Consider the following 16,835-nt stretch of genomic DNA (forward strand, 5'->3'; position numbering starts at 1 on the left):
CGTTCAGGGCGCCGGTTGCGGCTGCTCGCCGGGGAACTTGCCACGGAGCCGGAACAGGTCGACGAGGGCCCGATCGATCATCCGTTCCCCCGCTCCCAGGGCGATGGGCGACATCGTGGCGTCGGCGCCGTAGCCCCCTTCGGCGGCGGCCTCGATGGTCGGGAAGTAGAGAAAGTGGCCGTTGCAATAGCCGAAGACCAGCGCGTGCGGCAGGTCGGCCCGCTCCCGCAATCGCAGGGCGTGCTGACAGAACGGCTCGCCGGGCAGGGCGACGACGCCAAGCTGATCGCCCAGAAGCACGGTCGTCGTCTCGGTCTTCATGCCGTCGCCGTATTCTTCGAGGATGTTCCGCACCAGCTCCGGGAAGAACGCGCGGCCGTAGAGCAGCAGATTCACCGCGCTCTTGAGATTGACCCGCGTCGGGAAGTCGAACCGGTCGACGGCGACCCCGAGAGTCGGCCGGACGGGCGGGGCGCCGTTCAAGGACTTCACCAGCTCGACCGCCTGGAGGCCGAGGCTTCGGCCGAAGGCGGCGGGACCGCGGTCGGCGGCTTGCGGGTTGGGGCTGAGGTTCCCCGCTGAGCCCTGGATGAACAGGCAAGGGACTTTCAGTTCTTGCTCGACCGTGTTCCGGAGCGCTCCGGGGTAGTCGGCGGAAAAGGACAGGACCGCCCCCGGCGTCATCACCGGGTGGGCCGAGAAGTGGACCAGGACGGCCAGCGGGGCCCCGTCGGGCCGGTCGAATCGGATCACGGTGAGCCGAGGATCGACCGGCTTTGGCTCTCGTTTCGTGTGGCGGTTGCGGTTGAACGCCAGGTCGCGGCCGGCGATCCGGATCTGGGCGGGTTCGAGCTTCTGGTCGGCGTCGAGGATCGCCCCGGCGAGCAGGTCGGGGAGTTTCTTGGCGTAGGCGACGGCGTCGTCGAACTTCCCTTGGCCGTATCCCGGCCGATCCGTCAGCTCAAGGACGGGGCCGTGGTGCGTGTGGCTGCCGCAGATCAGCACCGTGTCGATCTTCCGGGCTGAGACGAGGCTGCGGATACGGTCCATCATGGCGGGCGTCGGACCTCGGCCGAGGTCCATGCCGACGATCGCCAGCTTGGCCTCGCCGGCCTGGATCACGACGGCCTTGGCACGGAGCCGATCGAGCACGCCTTCCGAGAGCTTGTCGTGCCGCGCTCCATAGCCCCACATCGGGGTCGGCTTGTCGGGCGTCACGTCGCATTCCGCGACTCCCACGCGGAACGTCGGCGGTTCGTCGCCCAGGGCGACCGTGGCGAAGGCTGTGGCGAGGAGGCCGAGAAATGCGGCTCGATGGATGATCGTCGCGGTCATTCAGCGGCTCCTCGGAGGCATGCAAACCCTGAGGTTCGCCTTGTAGTCTCTTGCAACACGGCCCTGGCCTAGTAAAATCATACTTCTGTACGAACAGCAAGCACGTCCTGCTCACCGTATTCTCGGTCCTGACGGCTGTTCGGCCCAAAAGCGTGAAAGAAATGGCGGGCGAATCAACGCCCTCGCTCGAATTCGAACGCAGTTCGACTGCGAATCGACACCTGTCTCGATAGATCTCCTGCCGACTCCCTGTGTTCTTCCTTGGACCGGGAGCTCTCCGATCGACCACGCGACGACGTGGATCAAGGATCGCGGATCGGCCGGCGTCACCTCGTCGGAGGCCTTGTTCATGGCGGAAAAGACCTCGGAGTCTCCAGTGCGGATCATCGGTAGTCGGGAACTGCATCAGAATCTGCCAGGCATTCTCAGAGAACTTGAGAATGACAAGGTTCGCTACGTCCTGACCGTCCACGGCAAGCCTCGCGCCGTGTTGATCGGGGCTGAGCCCTACCTGAGCATGATCATCGACGGCAAGCGGTCGAGCGAGGCCCTCGTCGGCTTGCAGCTCACGGCCCTCCTCGGGGGCGACATGGGGGCCGTCGCCCTCGACGACCTCGAACGCGCGCTCGACAAGCGCGGCGACTAAGAATCCAAGTCCTCCCATCAATCACGCCGACCCACTCACGGCGCATCGTCGCCGACCATCGACGGCTTGGCCGCTTCGAGAGCCCTCTTGCCCGCCATCCGCACGCGGAGGTACTCGACCACGCCCGGCAGGATCGAGACGAAGATGATCGCGACGATCACCAGCTTGAAGTTCTTTTGAACGCTCTCCAGCCCGCCGAATTTCCAGCCGCCGATCAGGAAGATCAGCACCCAGGCGATGCCGCCGGTCACGTTGTAGAGCGCGAACTTCGCGTAGTTCATCCGGCCGATGCCGGCCACGAACGGCGCGAACGTCCGGACGATCGGGATGAACCGAGCCAGGATGATCGTCACTCCGCCGTGCTTCTCGTAGAACTCGTGCGCCTTCAGCAGGTGCTTGCGGTTCAAGAGCCGCGACCGCTCGCTCGCGAAGACCTTCGGCCCGACGTAGTAACCGATCACGTAGTTCACCGCATCGCCGAGAATCGCCGCCACGATCAAGAGGATGCAGAGCAGACTCAGGTTGATCGGCGAATCCGGATGCGCCGCGACGGCGCCGGCGGCGAACAGGAGCGAATCGCCGGGCAGGAACGGCGTGATCACCAGCCCCGTCTCCGCGAAGACGATGGCGAACAGGATCACGTACAGCCACGCACCTACCGAGTGCGCCAGTGCGTTCATCGACTCGGGACCGAGGTGCATCACATACTCGAAGAGTTGCCGGACGAGATCCATCATCTACTCCATGGGGGCCAATCGACGCCCTCGGCCGGACGTCCGGACGAAGGCTGGAATCGGGCGTGAACGGTGACGGTCGACGATCAGGGGAGGGGACGCGACTCGGCGGCTTTCTTCGATTCGTCGCGCGACCGCACGGGCAGGTGGACGTTCCGGATCCCCGCGCTGTCGCACACGGACAGCACGTCGGCCAGGTCCTGGTAGGCCAGCTTCGCCTCGCCCCGGATCATGACTCCCTGGTTCGCGTACCGCCCGCGGGCTTCGCGAAGCAGAGTGCCGAGGCTGTCGAGGTCGTGGATCTTTTCGCCCACGGCGACGCTCGCGGGCTTGACGATGGTGAGGACCAGGTCGTCCGGTGCCGCTGTCAGCGGGGCCGCGTCGGCGACTTCGGGGACCTTCACCGCGAACTCGCTTTCGTCCCAATCGTATAAACGCGTGGCGGCCATGAAGAAGACCAGGAGACAGAGAATCACGTCCACCATCGGCGTCATGTTGATGAACGGCGCTTCGTCGGTCTGGAGGTGGTGGGTGAGCATCGCGGGTCTCTCGATGGACGGCTGTTAGAAGACCCGGGTTTCCTGCGAGCGCAACGAGTCGGTCGCGGGGGACGGCGGCGGCGCGAGCCGCCGGTCGATCGCCACCGGACGCGTCGCGTCGCTCGAAACCATGTCGATCACCTGCCTCGCCCGGTCGTCCAGCTCGCGAACCAGGACGTCGAGCCGGTTCAGCAAGTAGTAGTACATCGACACCGCCAGGATCGCGATCCCCAGCCCGAACGCCGTGGCGATCAGCGCGAGGCTGATGCCCTGTGCGAGCGCCTCGCCGCGTGCCGGGCCCGCTCGGCCGCCGAGGGCGTCGAACGACTGGATGATCCCCACCACCGTCCCCAGCAAGCCAAGTAACGGGCCGAGCGTCGCCATGGCGCTCAGAATGCGCATGTTGCGCTTCAGCTCGATGATCTCGCCCGCCGCGTCGAAGGCGAGCATCTGGCGGATCGTCGCCCCCGGCAGGCCCCAGGCCTTGACGATGTGCGTGAAGATCCGCGCGGCGGTGCTGTCGTGGGCCTTGCAAAGCTCGATTGCCCGGTCGCGGTCGAGCTTGCCGGCGGCCAGCCGATCGAGGAAGCGGTCGACGAACTCGGGCGGGACGACCCGCTTCCGGCGCAGGGCCGAGAGCCGTTCGAGTGCGAATCCGACCGTCAGCACCGAACACGCGGCCAGCGGCCAGAGCATCGGGTTCGAGGCCGACAGCAGCCGACCGAACGTACTCCGGTTGACCCCCGGCCGGGCCGCGGCGGGCGGCTTGGGCATCGTCGCCGACTCGGCGGCCGCGTCGGGTTTGGCGGCCGTCGGCTCGGAAGGGGCCGGGGCGGGCGGCTCCTGGCTGTGAGCCGTCGGCGGGGCCGCGACCAAGATCAGCAGGCCGATCGCGAACCAGCAGTCGAGAAGCCATCGGCGAGTCGGCGGACAACGCATCGCAACCATCCCTCGGGAGCCATTCTCAGGGCGATCCTAAAGCCCTTCCCCCGGGAGACTTTCGCGATTTCGAAAAAGACGCCGGACGGCGTCGCGGGGATGGCTCGCCGGCGCAATTCTGACCGGTTGCACCGATACTGTCAATCGCGACGGCGACGGCGCGAACCCCCGTTAGACCTCGGCGTCGTCGTCCGCAACGACTTCTCCCACGGCGATCCGCCCGAGTTCGACGCCGTCGATCACCACCGGCGCTTCCGATGAGCGGTCATGAGTCGTCGACGCACCATATCCATTCGGTCCGGGCTCGCGGTACGCCTCGATCCGGCGATCAACGAGGTTGATGATCCAGTAATGGGCGATTCCCGCCCGGGCGTAGGCGCGGAGCTTGTCGCCTCGATCGATTCGCAGGCTCGACGCGGAGACGTCGACGACCATCGCCACGTCCTCCGGTCCGGGGTGCCGACTCCGGTAATCGCCGGGCTTGCCTCGGAGGACGGCAAGGTCGGGCTCGGGCTCGTCGTAGGTTGGCAGGCGAATCGGCCGCCCGATGCGGACGTACCAGCTTTTCGGGATCAGGCTCCGAAGGGCTTCGTCGAGCACCCCAAGCGTCGAGGAATGTATGGGGGATTTGGCCTTTTTCCGCACCATGAGACCGTTGATGAGTTCGACGCGGGGGTCGTCGAGCACGCCGAGACGGGCCGCCTCGTCATACTGATCGACCGTCATCCGCGCGAGGTCTCCGAGTTCGATCGACGACGGCTCGTCGTGCGGATTGCTGGTCTCCGTCGTCGGGCTCATCGATTGATCCTCCCGGCATCGCCTTCCATGCGATTATTCTACCAGCATCGTGAGCCTGCGCAAAAACGATGGCCGCGTCGTCTCCGACGAGAGAGGCGACGCGGCCGGGATCAGGAGTTCAGGGTAACGAGATCGATCGGGCGTTGTTCAGCCGGCGGCTTCGCAGTAGATCCGTTCTTGCTGCGCCAGGGTGCGGAGTTTGGCGAGGGCGGCGTCCTGGATCTGGCGGATGCGCTCCTTGGAGACGTCGAGGACGTGGCTGACCTGGCTGAGCGAGTGGCATTCGTGGCCGTTCAGGCCGAACCGGAGCTGGAGGACGACCTGCTCGCGCGGCTTGAGCTGCTGGATCAGGGAGCCCACCTGCTCGTCGAGGTCGAGATGCTCGACTTCGTCTTGGGGCGGATAGCTGAGGGTGTCGAGCAGGCTGATCCCGCCTTCCGTTCGCGTGGTGGCGTTGAGCGACACCGCGGGCCGGGTGGCCGAGTGGATCTGTTTGAGCGTGTTGGCGGCGGCCTGCGACCGTTTGCGCTTGGGAGCGGCTCCCGGGTGCTCGTCTTCGAAGCTGCTTTCGGCCAGCTTCTGGAGGTGGCGCGGGTTCAGCCGCACTGGGTAGGCGCCGGCCGCGACGGCTCGCTGAAGGGCCTGACGAATCCACCACACCGCGTACGACGCGAGCCGCGTGTTGTTGGACGTGTCGTAGCGGTCGATGGCGGTCAACAGGCCGCAGAACCCTTCCTGCAGGAGGTCGGAGATCGACAGGCCGCGATCGCGATAGCGGCGGGCGACGTGGGCGACCAGTCGCAGGTTGGCCATCGCCAGCCGGGTGCGAAGCTGGTTGTACCGCGTGGCCAGCGACCGCAGGGGCTGCTCACGGGCCGTCGGATTCTTGGCGTCGGCCAGCAGCGACCGGACCACGTCAAGGATGTCGAGTTCTTCGTCGGAGCCGGTCTTCGGGTCGTTCGACCCTTGAAGCCGGGTGTACTCTTCCATCAACAGCTTCTTGCAGACGTCGAGATCGACCAGCAGTTCGCGTTCGTCCTCTGGGGTCAAGACTCGGACGTCCGCCCGGTTGAGGAGCACCGAGCTGGAGAGGTCGTCAGGTTGATAGCGGTCGGTTGACATCGTGGTTCGTATCCTTTCCTACCTGTCGGTGTTTCGGGCGGAGCGGTGGAAAGGTCAGCTGGTGGAGACGTGCAACGGCTCCTGACGCCGCTTACAACGGCGTAATCGGCGCCCGGCTGACCTTGGGTCTGGGCGTGGACCGATCTTCGCGTTCGCACCAGGAGGAACGTCGCGATCGGCCCGGCGCAGCAGACGCGCTGGATATCAGATCAACGTGGTTTTACGGGTCGTGAGCGGCCACGATCGGCCGACTCATCTCCGGGGGAAGATCCACCGCGCCCGCTGACGCAGCGCGGTCGACGATCCGGTTTCGACGAGCACTGGGATCGGCTGCCAGCGCCGGGGCCGAAACAGATAAGACAGGGGCGAGTGGAAGTCGGCTCGCATCGCGAGGTCGCCGCACAAGCGGAGGTCTCGAACCACGTTCCGGAACTTCTCGACGCCGACGAACCAGATCCAACAGATGATAAAATGAGAGCGTGACGTCGTCGGACCACGGCGAACTTCGGTCTTCCCAAGGTTTTCCATGATCAAGCCTCCGTCGGAATAATGTGGGGGGCGGCGAGCCAATCGATTCGCTTCCCCTCCACCATCAAGTACGTGCGATATCACGAACTGTCACGGAGGTTTTCCGTTTTTTGATTCTCGGGCCGTCTCGGGGCTGTTAGAATTAACCCTCAATGACGGCTTGAAGCGTGCGATCCCAGACCGTTGCAATGGTTTACGTCGAGGAGAATGGTCTTGGATCGGAGCGACGCGAACGAGCGACTCTCGGAGTTGTCGACTCAGACGACGCTGCTTTTTCGAGCCCATCACGGGACGCCCGAGCAGTCGGACGAGGCCATGCAGTTGCTGATGCTTCGCTATTCGGGGGCGGTGCACCGGTACTTGATGAAGGCGGTCGGCGATCCCGAGGTCGCTAAGGACCTGAACCAGGAGTTCTCCGTCAAGTTCCTCTCCGGCGGGTTCCGCACCTTCGACCCCAGCCGAGGCCGGTTCCGCGATTACATCAAGCGGGCCGTCCACAACCTGATGGTCGACTACTTCCGCAAGAAAGACCCCGCTCGACGGCTCGACACCGACTATGAGACGCCGACGATGGGCGACCCGGGGCTCGTCGCCTTTGACCGCGACTTCCTCACAAGCTGGCGGCAAGACCTCCTCGACCGCGCCTGGGACTCCCTCGAAGACTTCGAACGGCGTACCGGCCAGCCGTACTTGCAGGTCTTGCGGATGCGGGTGGCGCAGCCCAATTTCCGATCGCCCGAACTCGCCGAGGCGCTCGCCCCCAAGCTCGGCCGGGCGATGACCCCCGGCAACCTCCGGCAGACCCTCCACCGCGCGCGCGACAAGTTCGCGGGGTTTCTCATCGACGAGGTCCGCATCAGCCTCCGCGAGCCCACCCGCGAGGAAGTCGAAGAAGAACTCGGCGACCTGAAGCTCCTGGAATTCTGCAAGCCGACGCTCAAAAAAGTGAACTTCGACAACGAGAAGAACTGAAGCCGCACGGCCTCCCCGATCCTTCCCGCCCCAACCCGCGCCGCTCTGAAGGGTTGCGACCGCACGCCCCGCGCTAGTATGTTGTGCATTTGTCGAACACAAAGAATGCGACCGCGAGAGTTTGGGTGAAGGAGAGGGACTTTATGGGACGCGTCGTGCGAACACACGGACGAATCTGGGGGGCCTTGGCGACGACCGTCGCGACCACGGGCCTGGCGTATGCGCAGCAGGCGGCCTCGGTGGGCACGCTCGACGGCCACACCGATCCGGTCTACGGCGTCGCCTGGAGCCCGGACGGCAAGACGATCGCCACGGCGGGGTTCGACAACACGGTCCGGCTCTGGGACGCGGCGACGCGGAAGAACCTCAAGGTCCTGGACGGACATTCGAAGATCGTCCTGGGCGTCGCGTTCTCTCCCGACGGCTCGAAGCTCGCCTCGGGGAGCCTCGACCACTCCGCCCGGATCTGGGATCTGCCCCCGACCGCCCCGGCGCGGACGATCGACGGCAACTCCGGAATCGTCGCCGCCCTGGCCGTCAAACCCGACGGCAAGCAGGCGGCCGTCGTGTCCGGGAAGGCCGTGAAGGTCTGGGATCTCGCCAAGGGCGAGGCGGTCAAGGATCTGCCCGAGCACGCCGGCGACGTCCTGAGCGCCTCGTGGCGGCAAGACGGCGCGCAACTGGCCACCGGCGACAAGTCGCGGGCGATCCGGCTGTGGAAGGCCGATTTCGCGCCCGAAGGGGTCATCGAAGTTCCCGGTGGCGAGGTCCAGGGGCTCGCGTACGTCCCCGGCAAGCCGTTGCTGGCCTCGGCCGGCTCGGACGGCCTGGCAAGACTCTGGCAGATTCCTCCGGTCGCGGCCAAGAAGATCGACGCCAAGGCGCCCGCGCAGGTCTTCGCGGCGAGCGCCGACGGGACCAAGGTCGCCACGGCGGGCGCCGACAAGATCGTCCGGATCTGGAAGCCCGACGATGGCGCGCTGGTCAAGGAACTTCCCGCGGCCGGGCAGCCGGTCGTCGCATTGGCGCTCAAGGGGGACGGAGCTCTGATCGCGGTGGCGACGGGCGACAAGATCGTGCAGGTGTTCCAGACGGCCGACGCCAAGTCGACGGCCAAGTCGGCCGCCTTGGCTTCGCCGGTCTCAGCGCTGTCCTTCCGCGCTGACGGCCAGCAAGTCGCCGTCGGCGGCGAGGATGGCGTCATTCAGATCCTCGGGGCGGCGGATGGCAAGCCCGTCAAGGAGCTGAAGGGACACGCGGCGAAGCTTCAGGCGCTCGGCTTTCACCCCGGCGACGGCGCCCAACTCGTCTCAGGCTCGGCCGACAAGTCGGTGAAGCTCTGGAACGTGAACGACGCCAAGGTAGTCCGCGAGTTCGCCGGGCACGGCGAGCCGGTCGTCTCGGTGCAGATCAGCCGTGACGGCGCCCGGCTCGCGACCGGGTCGGCCGACAAGACGGCCCGCGTCTGGAGCCTGGCCGACGCCAAGCTGCTGGCGACCCTCGGCGGCCATCCCGGCGCCGTCTCGTCCGTCTCGCTTTCGGCCGACGGCAAGCGCGCCGTCACAACCTCGACCGACGCGCACGTCCACTACTGGGAGGTCGACGGCGGCCGAGAGTTACAGACGGTCGTGGAGCATCAGGGAGCGGTCGCCGGGGCGACGATCCTGGCCGACAACGCAACGATCCTGTCGGCCGGCGCCGACGGCTCGTTGCGGATCGGCAAGCCCTCGGCGGTCCGGATCTTCGCCGGCCACGAAGGCCCCATCCAGGCGATCGCCGCTCATCCCAACGGCGCCTGGCTGTTCACAGCCTCGAACGACAAGAGCGTCCGCCAGTTCGACGTCGAGACTGGCGCGGTTGTCCGGACCCTCGCGGGACACGGCGACGTCGTCCGCGCGGTCGTGGTGACGGCCGACGGCGCGAAGGTCGTCTCGGGGGGCGACGACAAGATCGTCCGGGTCTGGAACCCGGTCGACGGCAAGCTGTTGCTGACATCCGCCCCGTTGCCGGCCGCCGTGTTGGCGCTCGCGAGCAGCCACGACGGCAAGCTCGCAGCGGTGGGGCTGGCCGACGGCTCGACGCGGCTTTTCGACCTCGCCGCGACCGATCCGGCCAAGGCGGAAATCCGGTCGCTCCCTGGCGCGGGGCCGATCCGCGCGTTGGTCTTCACGGCCGATCCCCGGGGGTTGTGGACGGCCGGCACCGACAAGGCGATCCGGGTCTGGAACGTCGGCGCGGCCGACGCCGCCAAGACGCTCGCGGGCCACACCCAGCAGGTTTACGGCGTCGCCTGGTCGCCCGACGGCGCCCAGCTCGCCTCGGCCGCGGCCGACAAGTCGGTCCGGCAGTGGGACGTCGCCAAAGGGACGCAGATCCGCGAGATCAAGGCGCACGCCAACGTGGTCTACGCGGTCGCTTACAGCCGCAAGGGCGATCTACTGCTCACCGGCGGCGACGACGGCCTCGTCAAGTACTGGAACGCCGCCGACGGCAAGGAGCTGCGCGTAAGCAAGGGGCACGGGGCTCCGGTTTACTCGCTGTCGGTCCATCCGGACGGCGCCCGGGTCGCCTCGGGGTCGGTCGACAAGACGATCCGGATCTGGAACATCGCCGACGGCAAGGAGCTGAACAAGCTCGACGGCCATCCCGACGACGTCTACTCAGTCGCCTTCAGCCCCGACGGCAAGCTGCTGGTCTCGGTGGGATGGGGCGGCTCGATCTTCTTCTGGGACGTCGCGACCGCGAAGGCGCTCGGCAGCCAGAAACTCCCGCAAGGCGTCATGGCCTATAACGTCGCCTGGAGCCCCGACGGCAAATCAATCGTCGTCGCCGGCTCGAACGACAAGGCCCATATCTTCAAGCTTCCCTGATCCTCGAAACGGATGAAGAAGCCGCTCCCACTTCCGTCCGGGGCGATTCTCAATGCTTGCGCAGAGGATTGCCCCGGACGATTGCGCGCGCAATGGGTTCGACGGATTCGAGGCTTCGTGAACGTGCTTTGGCCCGAACGCGCGGCTCGTGGCACGAGGATTGCGATTGTTATCTTTCGACCGGCTGAGGGCGGCCGAGCCATCGGGGCATCGGTCGAGTCCCAGTTCGAGGCGAGTCGGCATGACGATTGCCCTCATGAATCACGAAGTCGCGAGTCGTTTCAGGCTCACGGCGGACTCGAATCAAAAGGAGACGCAAGCCATGGCTATCAACGTTCAAGGGCTGCAAGGCCAGTGGAACCAGCTCAAGGGTGAAGTCAAGAAGAAATGGGGCCAGTTGACCGACGACGATCTGCGCTGGTCCAACGGCAACATCGATCAGCTCATCGGCCGCATCCAGGAGCGGACCGGCGAGAAGCGCGAGGCGATCGAGAAGTTCTTCGATCACCTGACCAGCGAAGGGGCGTCGGCGTTTTCGAGCGCAGTCGAGACCGTCGGCCACGCGGCCGGCCATGCCACCAACCGGCTTCGCGAAGGCTACTCGCAGGTCGCCGACACCGCCCGCGATCAGTACGGCAACGCGCGGGAGATCGTCGTGCGCAATCCCATGCAGTGGGTCGCCGCCGCCTTCGGCATCGGCTTCATGGCGGGGATGATCGCCGGCTACACCAGCTCGCATTCGCACCACCAGCCGCCGCGACGCTTCTTCTGATCGGCGCTGATCGGCGCCGGCTCATCGGTCCGTCGTCCGCGACGTCCATTGAGACGTCCGACGACGGGCGGAGCTCGACGGTCGACTCCGGAGAGGAGTTTCTCGATGCTCAAACTCGCTCTGTTCCTCGCGATCATCTCAATTCTCGCCGGCGCATTCGGCTTCTACGGCGTCAGCGACGCGTTCGCCACGTTCGCCAAGATGTTCGCTCTGATCTGCGCGATCCTGTTCGTCGTGACCTTCGTCATCGGCCTGATTGCCGTTCGAGACACGACGGCGTAGAAGACCGGACCCTTCCCGGCCTGATCGAGTCGCGCGGCGACCAGCCAACGGGCTGGTCGTTCTCTTGCGCTATCCGCGTTCCGAGGACTCCCAGCGGTCGAGGTCGCACCACGGGCCTCGGCTTCGGAACTTCGGTTCGGGCAGCGAACGCGCCAACTCAAGGGCGGCGGCGGGTTCGACGTCGCTTCGGCGGCGGCCGATCCCTCGGAAGATCTTCAACCCGCGCTGGCGGGCGACGATCTCGCGGCGGGTGCGGCCTTCGGGGCTGTCGGGCCAGGGCTCGGCCTGTTCCTGAAACGCGAAGAAATGGGGGACGACGCGGACCATGTACTCCCAGTAGTCCGGGTTGTCGGTCTGGACGACGAACAGACCGTCCGGCTGAAGCGCGCGGTGGACGTCGGCCAGAAACCGGGGGGTGAACAGCCGGCGGTGCGCCTGGCGGGCGTCGTGATAGGGCTGGGGATGGTAGAGGTGGACTTCCGCGACGCCGCCGTCGCCCGCGTACTGTCGAGCGAACGTTTCGGCGTCCTTGACGGCGAATCGGACGTTGCTCAGCCCGCGTTGATTGCCGCGACGGGTCGCGTACCGGATCACCATCGGGAGGACGTCGATCGCGAAGTGGTCGACCTCGGGCCTCGCCAGCGCGCTTCCCAGCGTGAAGCGACCGTTGCCGCAGCCGAGATCCAGGACGATCGGCGCCTTGCGCCCGAAGATCGCTTCCCAGTCGAGCGGGCCGTCCTCGGGAAGCCGCTTGATGCCCGTCTTGACCCATTGGTCGGAAGGCAGAATTCGCCCCGGAATAGGGACGCCGAATTCCATCTCGATCTCGGCCGGCTGCATGGCACGTCGTCTTTCGTCGTGGGCCTCGGGGCGGTCGTCGGTCGTCGGTCCGCTCGCAGTCAGAGCCTGTATCGGATGGTATCCTCGCCCTCGGCAATGTTATTCTAATGTCAAACACGGAGCCTGGGCGAGCGTGGTTCGATGAGAATCCGCCCTGTTCGGGTCAGTCGCGATCGAGCTCGAGGAGTCATCATGGCGGGTTCTGCAAGCATGACGTCGCTGATGAGGGTGATCGCCGAGCGCAAGGCGCGTTCGGGCGGTGAGCCCTCCTACGTGGCCACCCTGATGAAGGGGGGGCGGCGGCCATCGGGGCCAAGATCATCGAGGAGGCCGCCGAGGTCGTCGAGGCGAGCGACGAGCCGGGCGACGCCGGCCGCGAGCACCTCGTCAAGGAAGTCGCCGACCTCGTGTTTCACACCGCGGTCTTGCTCGGCTACCGCGACATCGAGTGGGACGCCGTCGAGGCCGAACTCGACCGCCGTTCCGGTCTCAGCGGGATCGCCGAGAAGGCCGCGCGGAAGCCGAAATCGTGACCGTCCCCACGCCCGCCCCCGCCTTCCCTCCCAATTTCCCTCCCGTGGTTCCCGAATCGGAGAATTGCATGGTTCCTGACGACGTCCGTCACCTTCCATCGCTCGCAATCCGCGGCGCGCGGCGTTCGCGCGGATGGCGAATCGCCACCCTCCTCGGCCTGCTCTTGGCCGTCTCGGTCCGGGTCGACGCCCAGGAGGGCGCGACGCCTCCGCACTGGATCTGGCATCCCGCGGCCGACGGCTCGAAAAGCTTCCCAGCCGAGACGCGGTACTTCCGCAAGGTGTTCCACGTCAAAGAGCCGTCGCGGCTGGCCCTGGACGTGACCGCCGACAACGCGTTCACGCTCTATCTCGACGGCAAGCCGGTGGCGGAAGGCGAAAACTGGGAGACGAGCGTCCGGGTGGAGACGAAGATCGAGACCGGCTCGCACGTGCTGGCGGCCTCGGCGAAGAACACGGACGCGGAGAAAGGCGCGGCGGGCTTCCTCGTCGGAGGCGGCGTGCTGCCGCTCGGCCAGGGGGTCCCCATCCACACGAACTCCTCCTGGAAGACGAGCGCCGCAGTCCCTGCCGGCGATGGCTGGAAGCAGGTCGCCTTCGACGACTCCGCCTGGGTCGCGCCGGTCGATCTGGGACAGCTCGGCGTCGCGCCGTGGGGAAAGCTGACCGTCGGCCTGGGCGACCCCGCCGAGCGGTTCACCACCCCCGAGGGCTTCAAGGTCGAGACCGCCGGAACGCCCCAGGTGACCGGCTCGGTCGTGGCCTTCACGTTCGATAACAACGGCGCTCCGTGCGTCTCGATCGAGCGCGGGCCGATCGCCCGGCTGATCGACGACGACCACGACGGCCGCTACGACCGCCGGGTGACGATCACGCCCAAGATGAACAATTGCCAGGGCCTTTATTTCCACAAGGATCTGCTGTACGCGGTCGGCGACGGCCCCGAGGGCGCGGGCATCTATCGCCTGGCCGACAAGGACCGCGACGGCGTGTTCGAGCAGACCGAGCTGATTCGCGGCTCGGAAGGCGGCATGGGCGAGCACGGCCCGCACTCGATCTACCTCGGCCCCGACGGCAAGCTCTACTTCACGAGCGGCAACCATACGCATCTGAAGCCGCCGATCGACCCGGCCAGCCCGATGAACGTGCTGTACGAGGGCGAGCTGCTGCCGCACTACGGCGACCCGCGCGGCCACGCGGTCGGCATCAAGGCGCCCGGCGGCGAGATCTCCCGCAGCGACGACTCGGGCAAGACCTGGAAGCGCGTCGTCGGCGGGTTCCGCAACGAGTATGACTCGGCGTTCAACAGCCAGGGCGAGCTGTTCACCTTCGACAGCGACATGGAGTGGGACATCGGCCTCCCCTGGTATCGCCCCGTCCGCGTCAACCACTGCCCGATCGGCGCGGATCTCGGCTGGCGGACCGGCTCGGCCGACTGGCCCGAGTACTACTTCGACAGCCTGCCGGCCACCGTCGACCTCGGTCGTGGCAGCCCGACCGGCGTCACGTTCTACAATGCGAGCCGGTTCCCCGAAGCGTATCGCGACCAGTTCCTGATCTGCGATTGGTCGCAGGGACGCATCCTGGCGATCAAGCTCGACCGCGACGGCGCGTCGTACCGCGGTAAGGCGACCGAACTGGTCACCGGCCAGCCGCTCAACTGCACCGACATCGAGACCGGCCCCGACGGCAACGTGTACTTCTCGACCGGCGGCCGCGCGACGCAAGGCGGATTCTTCCGCCTCAAGCCGACCCGAGCGGTCGAGCCGGCCACGACTCAGGGCGACTTCCTCGTCACGGCCCTCGACATCGATTCGCCTCTCTCCAGCTTCTCGCAGCACACGCTCGAAAAGCTCCACGCGGCGCATCCCGGCGAGTGGGGACGTCGGTTGAACGAGGTGGCCGGCAACGGCTCCGGCGCGCACGGCGTCCGGCATCGCGTTCGGGCCCTTGAGATCATGAGCCAGATCGGCCCCGCGCCGACCGAGAAGCTCTTGATCGCCCTGGCCGCCGATCGCGAGCCCGAGGTCCGTTCGCGGGCCGTCGGTCTGCTCGGCTTCCACACGACCGACGCTGCCCGGCAGGCGCTCACGGCCGCGCTCGGCGATCAAGACGACTTCGTCCGCCGCCACGCCTGTGAATCCCTGATGCAGCAGCCGGCCGAGACGATCCCGGTGGCGGCTCTCTTGCCGCTGCTCGGCGACTCCGACCGGTTCCTCCGATTCGCCGCCCGGACCGCGATCGAGCACGCCGGCCCTGCACGGCATCGCGACGCGATCCTGGGCCTCGGCTTGCCCCGGGCGAGGATCGAAGGGATGCTCGCGCTGGTGCGGACGAGCCAGCTCGATGAGTCGGCTCAGGATGACCTTCTCGACCAGCAGCTCGTCCTCCTGAGAGGGCCGCTCGGCTCCGATCAGCAGCTCGACCTGCTCCGCCTGATCCAGGTGACGTACCTGCTCGGCCCTCAGAAGCGCGAGGCCGCGGCGTCGCGGGAGTTCGCTCTCCGGCTGCTCGGCCTGTACTCGGACAGCGTCGACACGCCCGTCAATCGCGAGGTCGGCCGGCTCCTGGCCTTCCTTGACGAGCCCAAGGCCGTTCAGGCCATCCTGGCCCATCAGGACAAGGTGGCCGACAGGCCGTCGCAGATTCACGACGCCTATTGCCTCCGGGCGATCAAGAGCGGCTGGGATCGCGACTCCAAGAAGCGGTTCTGGAAGTGGTTCGAGAAGGCGAGCGTCTGGGACGGCGGCTACAGCTTCCTCGGCTACCTCGACAACATGATCGCCGAGCTCGTCGCGCTTTTTGACGCCGACGAGCGCGCCGGTCTGCTGGCTGAGGGTGAGCGGTATCCGTTCCCGACACGGGTGCTGGCCCGCGAGCTGAACGTCGAGAAGGATGTTAAGGGAATCGCGCCGCTGGCCGCGCTTTACGGGCGGCTCGTCCAGAAGCAGGCGGCCGGACCTCAGGTCGACGACCTGAAGTCGATCATCATCGAGACGCTCGGTCGTAGTACAAGCCCCGAGGCGCATGCCGCCTTGCAGGCCCTGTACGGGACCGATTCGGGCCGTCACGAGCAGCTCGTCCGCGCTATCGCCGCACATCCGAAGCGCGACGACTTGCCGATCCTCACGAAGGCTCTCGGCTCGCGTGACGACAACACGCTGGCCATGGCCCTTGGCGCCCTGATCCACCTCGACGTCGCACCGGACGCCCCCGAGCCGCTGGCCAACCTGATCCGCGCGGCCCGTCGCGCGACCCCTCAGACGCAGCCGTTGGTTCGCAAGCTGGCCGCGCGCTGGACCGGCAAGCCGGCCTCGGCCGACTCGGCTCCGTTCCCGGCCGAACTCGCCGCCTGGGAAGCGGCCTACAAGACCCGTTACCCCAACGGCCCGTCGCTCGCGGCCGACGCCGAGGCCAAGACCCACAACTACGACCTGCCGCAGCTCGTCAAGAACGTGCTCCAGTCCGGCCTGATGAAGTCGGCCTCGCCCCAGCGCGGGGAGCTGGTCCTGGCGCGCATCCGTTGCCTCGACTGCCACAAGTTCGGCGACAAGGGGCAGGGGCTCGGTCCCGACCTGTCGACCGTCAACAGCCGGTTCCAGCCGGCCGACATCCTCGACTCGATCGTCGCGCCTTCGAAGGTCATCTCCGACCAGTACAAGACCGTTGTCGTCGCCACCGGCGACGGCCGCATCGTCAGCGGCATGCCGATCGTCACCGACGGCCCGAACCTGGTGCTCCTGCTGTCCGACGGCTCGAAGGTCACGATCCCCAAGAGCGAGATCGACGAGCAGAAGCCGTCGCCCACGTCGGTCATGCCCGAGGGGCTGCTCAACACCCTTGAGTATCAGGACGTCGCCGACCTGATCGCCCTGTTCGAGTCGATCCCGCGCGTCGCCGCTCCGGCGGCCGCGAAACCGTAACG

Annotated in this window: 14 protein-coding genes; 7 read left to right on the forward strand and 7 right to left on the reverse strand. The window is 66.8% G+C overall.

Translation table 11 applies throughout. The features are described from left to right. Positions 1–3 precede the first annotated feature (3 nt). Positions 4–1,335 (reverse strand): neutral/alkaline non-lysosomal ceramidase N-terminal domain-containing protein, encoded by a 1,332-nt coding sequence (locus BSF38_RS22040; RefSeq protein WP_076349271.1) that lies wholly within the window; start codon positions 1,333–1,335, stop codon positions 4–6. Positions 1,336–1,684: 349 nt separating this feature from the next. On the opposite strand from BSF38_RS22040, the gene BSF38_RS22045 reads away from it, so the two are divergent. Then, positions 1,685–1,981, forward strand: coding sequence for a type II toxin-antitoxin system Phd/YefM family antitoxin (locus BSF38_RS22045; protein ID WP_076351287.1), 297 nt, complete (start codon positions 1,685–1,687; stop codon positions 1,979–1,981). A 35-nt stretch (positions 1,982–2,016) separates the two neighbouring features. Here the strand turns inward: BSF38_RS22045 and BSF38_RS22050 are convergent, their stop codons facing one another. The 5 genes from BSF38_RS22050 to BSF38_RS22070 all read right to left on the reverse strand — a co-directional run bounded on the left by BSF38_RS22050 (position 2,017) and on the right by BSF38_RS22070 (position 6,113). Continuing rightward, positions 2,017–2,715 carry a DedA family protein gene (locus tag BSF38_RS22050; RefSeq protein WP_076349272.1) on the reverse strand — a complete coding sequence of 233 codons (699 nt, stop codon included), beginning with the start codon at positions 2,713–2,715 and terminating at the stop codon, positions 2,017–2,019. An 86-nt stretch (positions 2,716–2,801) separates the two neighbouring features. Next, a complete protein-coding gene (locus BSF38_RS22055; protein ID WP_076349274.1) occupies positions 2,802–3,254 on the reverse strand; it encodes an ExbD/TolR family protein in 453 nt (150 codons plus the stop codon). 24 nt (positions 3,255–3,278) lie between these two features. After that, the gene (locus tag BSF38_RS22060; protein ID WP_076349276.1) at positions 3,279–4,193 is read right to left on the reverse strand and encodes a MotA/TolQ/ExbB proton channel family protein; all 915 of its coding nucleotides are present in this window, start codon (positions 4,191–4,193) and stop codon (positions 3,279–3,281) included. Between the two features lie 171 nt (positions 4,194–4,364). Then, on the reverse strand, positions 4,365–4,991 hold the full coding sequence (locus BSF38_RS22065) for a Uma2 family endonuclease (protein ID WP_076349278.1): 627 nt from the start codon (positions 4,989–4,991) through the stop codon (positions 4,365–4,367). Between the two features lie 147 nt (positions 4,992–5,138). Then, the gene (locus BSF38_RS22070) at positions 5,139–6,113 is read right to left on the reverse strand and encodes a sigma-70 family RNA polymerase sigma factor (protein WP_076349280.1); all 975 of its coding nucleotides are present in this window, start codon (positions 6,111–6,113) and stop codon (positions 5,139–5,141) included. Between the two features lie 741 nt (positions 6,114–6,854). Here BSF38_RS22070 and BSF38_RS22080 point away from each other — a divergent pair. From BSF38_RS22080 to BSF38_RS22095, 4 genes are all read left to right on the forward strand, one after another. Then, positions 6,855–7,613, forward strand: a complete 759-nt coding sequence (locus BSF38_RS22080; protein ID WP_168189429.1) for an RNA polymerase sigma factor — start codon at positions 6,855–6,857, stop codon at positions 7,611–7,613. A 143-nt stretch (positions 7,614–7,756) separates the two neighbouring features. Then, entirely contained in the window at positions 7,757–10,483 is a 2,727-nt protein-coding gene (locus BSF38_RS22085) for a WD40 repeat domain-containing protein (RefSeq protein ID WP_076349286.1), read from the forward strand. A gap of 322 nt (positions 10,484–10,805) precedes the next feature. Next, positions 10,806–11,255: a CsbD family protein gene (locus BSF38_RS22090; protein ID WP_076351289.1), complete on the forward strand. Its 450-nt coding sequence runs from the start codon at positions 10,806–10,808 to the stop codon at positions 11,253–11,255. A gap of 105 nt (positions 11,256–11,360) precedes the next feature. Then, a complete protein-coding gene (locus tag BSF38_RS22095) occupies positions 11,361–11,537 on the forward strand; it encodes a DUF1328 domain-containing protein (RefSeq protein ID WP_076349288.1) in 177 nt (58 codons plus the stop codon). Between the two features lie 69 nt (positions 11,538–11,606). Here the strand turns inward: BSF38_RS22095 and trmB are convergent, their stop codons facing one another. Continuing rightward, positions 11,607–12,377, reverse strand: coding sequence for a tRNA (guanine(46)-N(7))-methyltransferase TrmB (gene trmB, locus BSF38_RS22100; protein ID WP_076349290.1), 771 nt, complete (start codon positions 12,375–12,377; stop codon positions 11,607–11,609). A 320-nt stretch (positions 12,378–12,697) separates the two neighbouring features. On the opposite strand from trmB, the gene BSF38_RS32200 reads away from it, so the two are divergent. Further along, positions 12,698–12,910: a phosphoribosyl-ATP pyrophosphatase gene (locus BSF38_RS32200; protein WP_237170937.1), complete on the forward strand. Its 213-nt coding sequence runs from the start codon at positions 12,698–12,700 to the stop codon at positions 12,908–12,910. A gap of 68 nt (positions 12,911–12,978) precedes the next feature. Then, positions 12,979–16,833 carry a HEAT repeat domain-containing protein gene (locus BSF38_RS22110; RefSeq protein ID WP_145952270.1) on the forward strand — a complete coding sequence of 1,285 codons (3,855 nt, stop codon included), beginning with the start codon at positions 12,979–12,981 and terminating at the stop codon, positions 16,831–16,833. Positions 16,834–16,835 lie beyond the last annotated feature (2 nt).

Origin of the sequence: Paludisphaera borealis (genome assembly GCF_001956985.1) — a bacterium.
GTDB classification, from domain to species: domain Bacteria; phylum Planctomycetota; class Planctomycetia; order Isosphaerales; family Isosphaeraceae; genus Paludisphaera; species Paludisphaera borealis.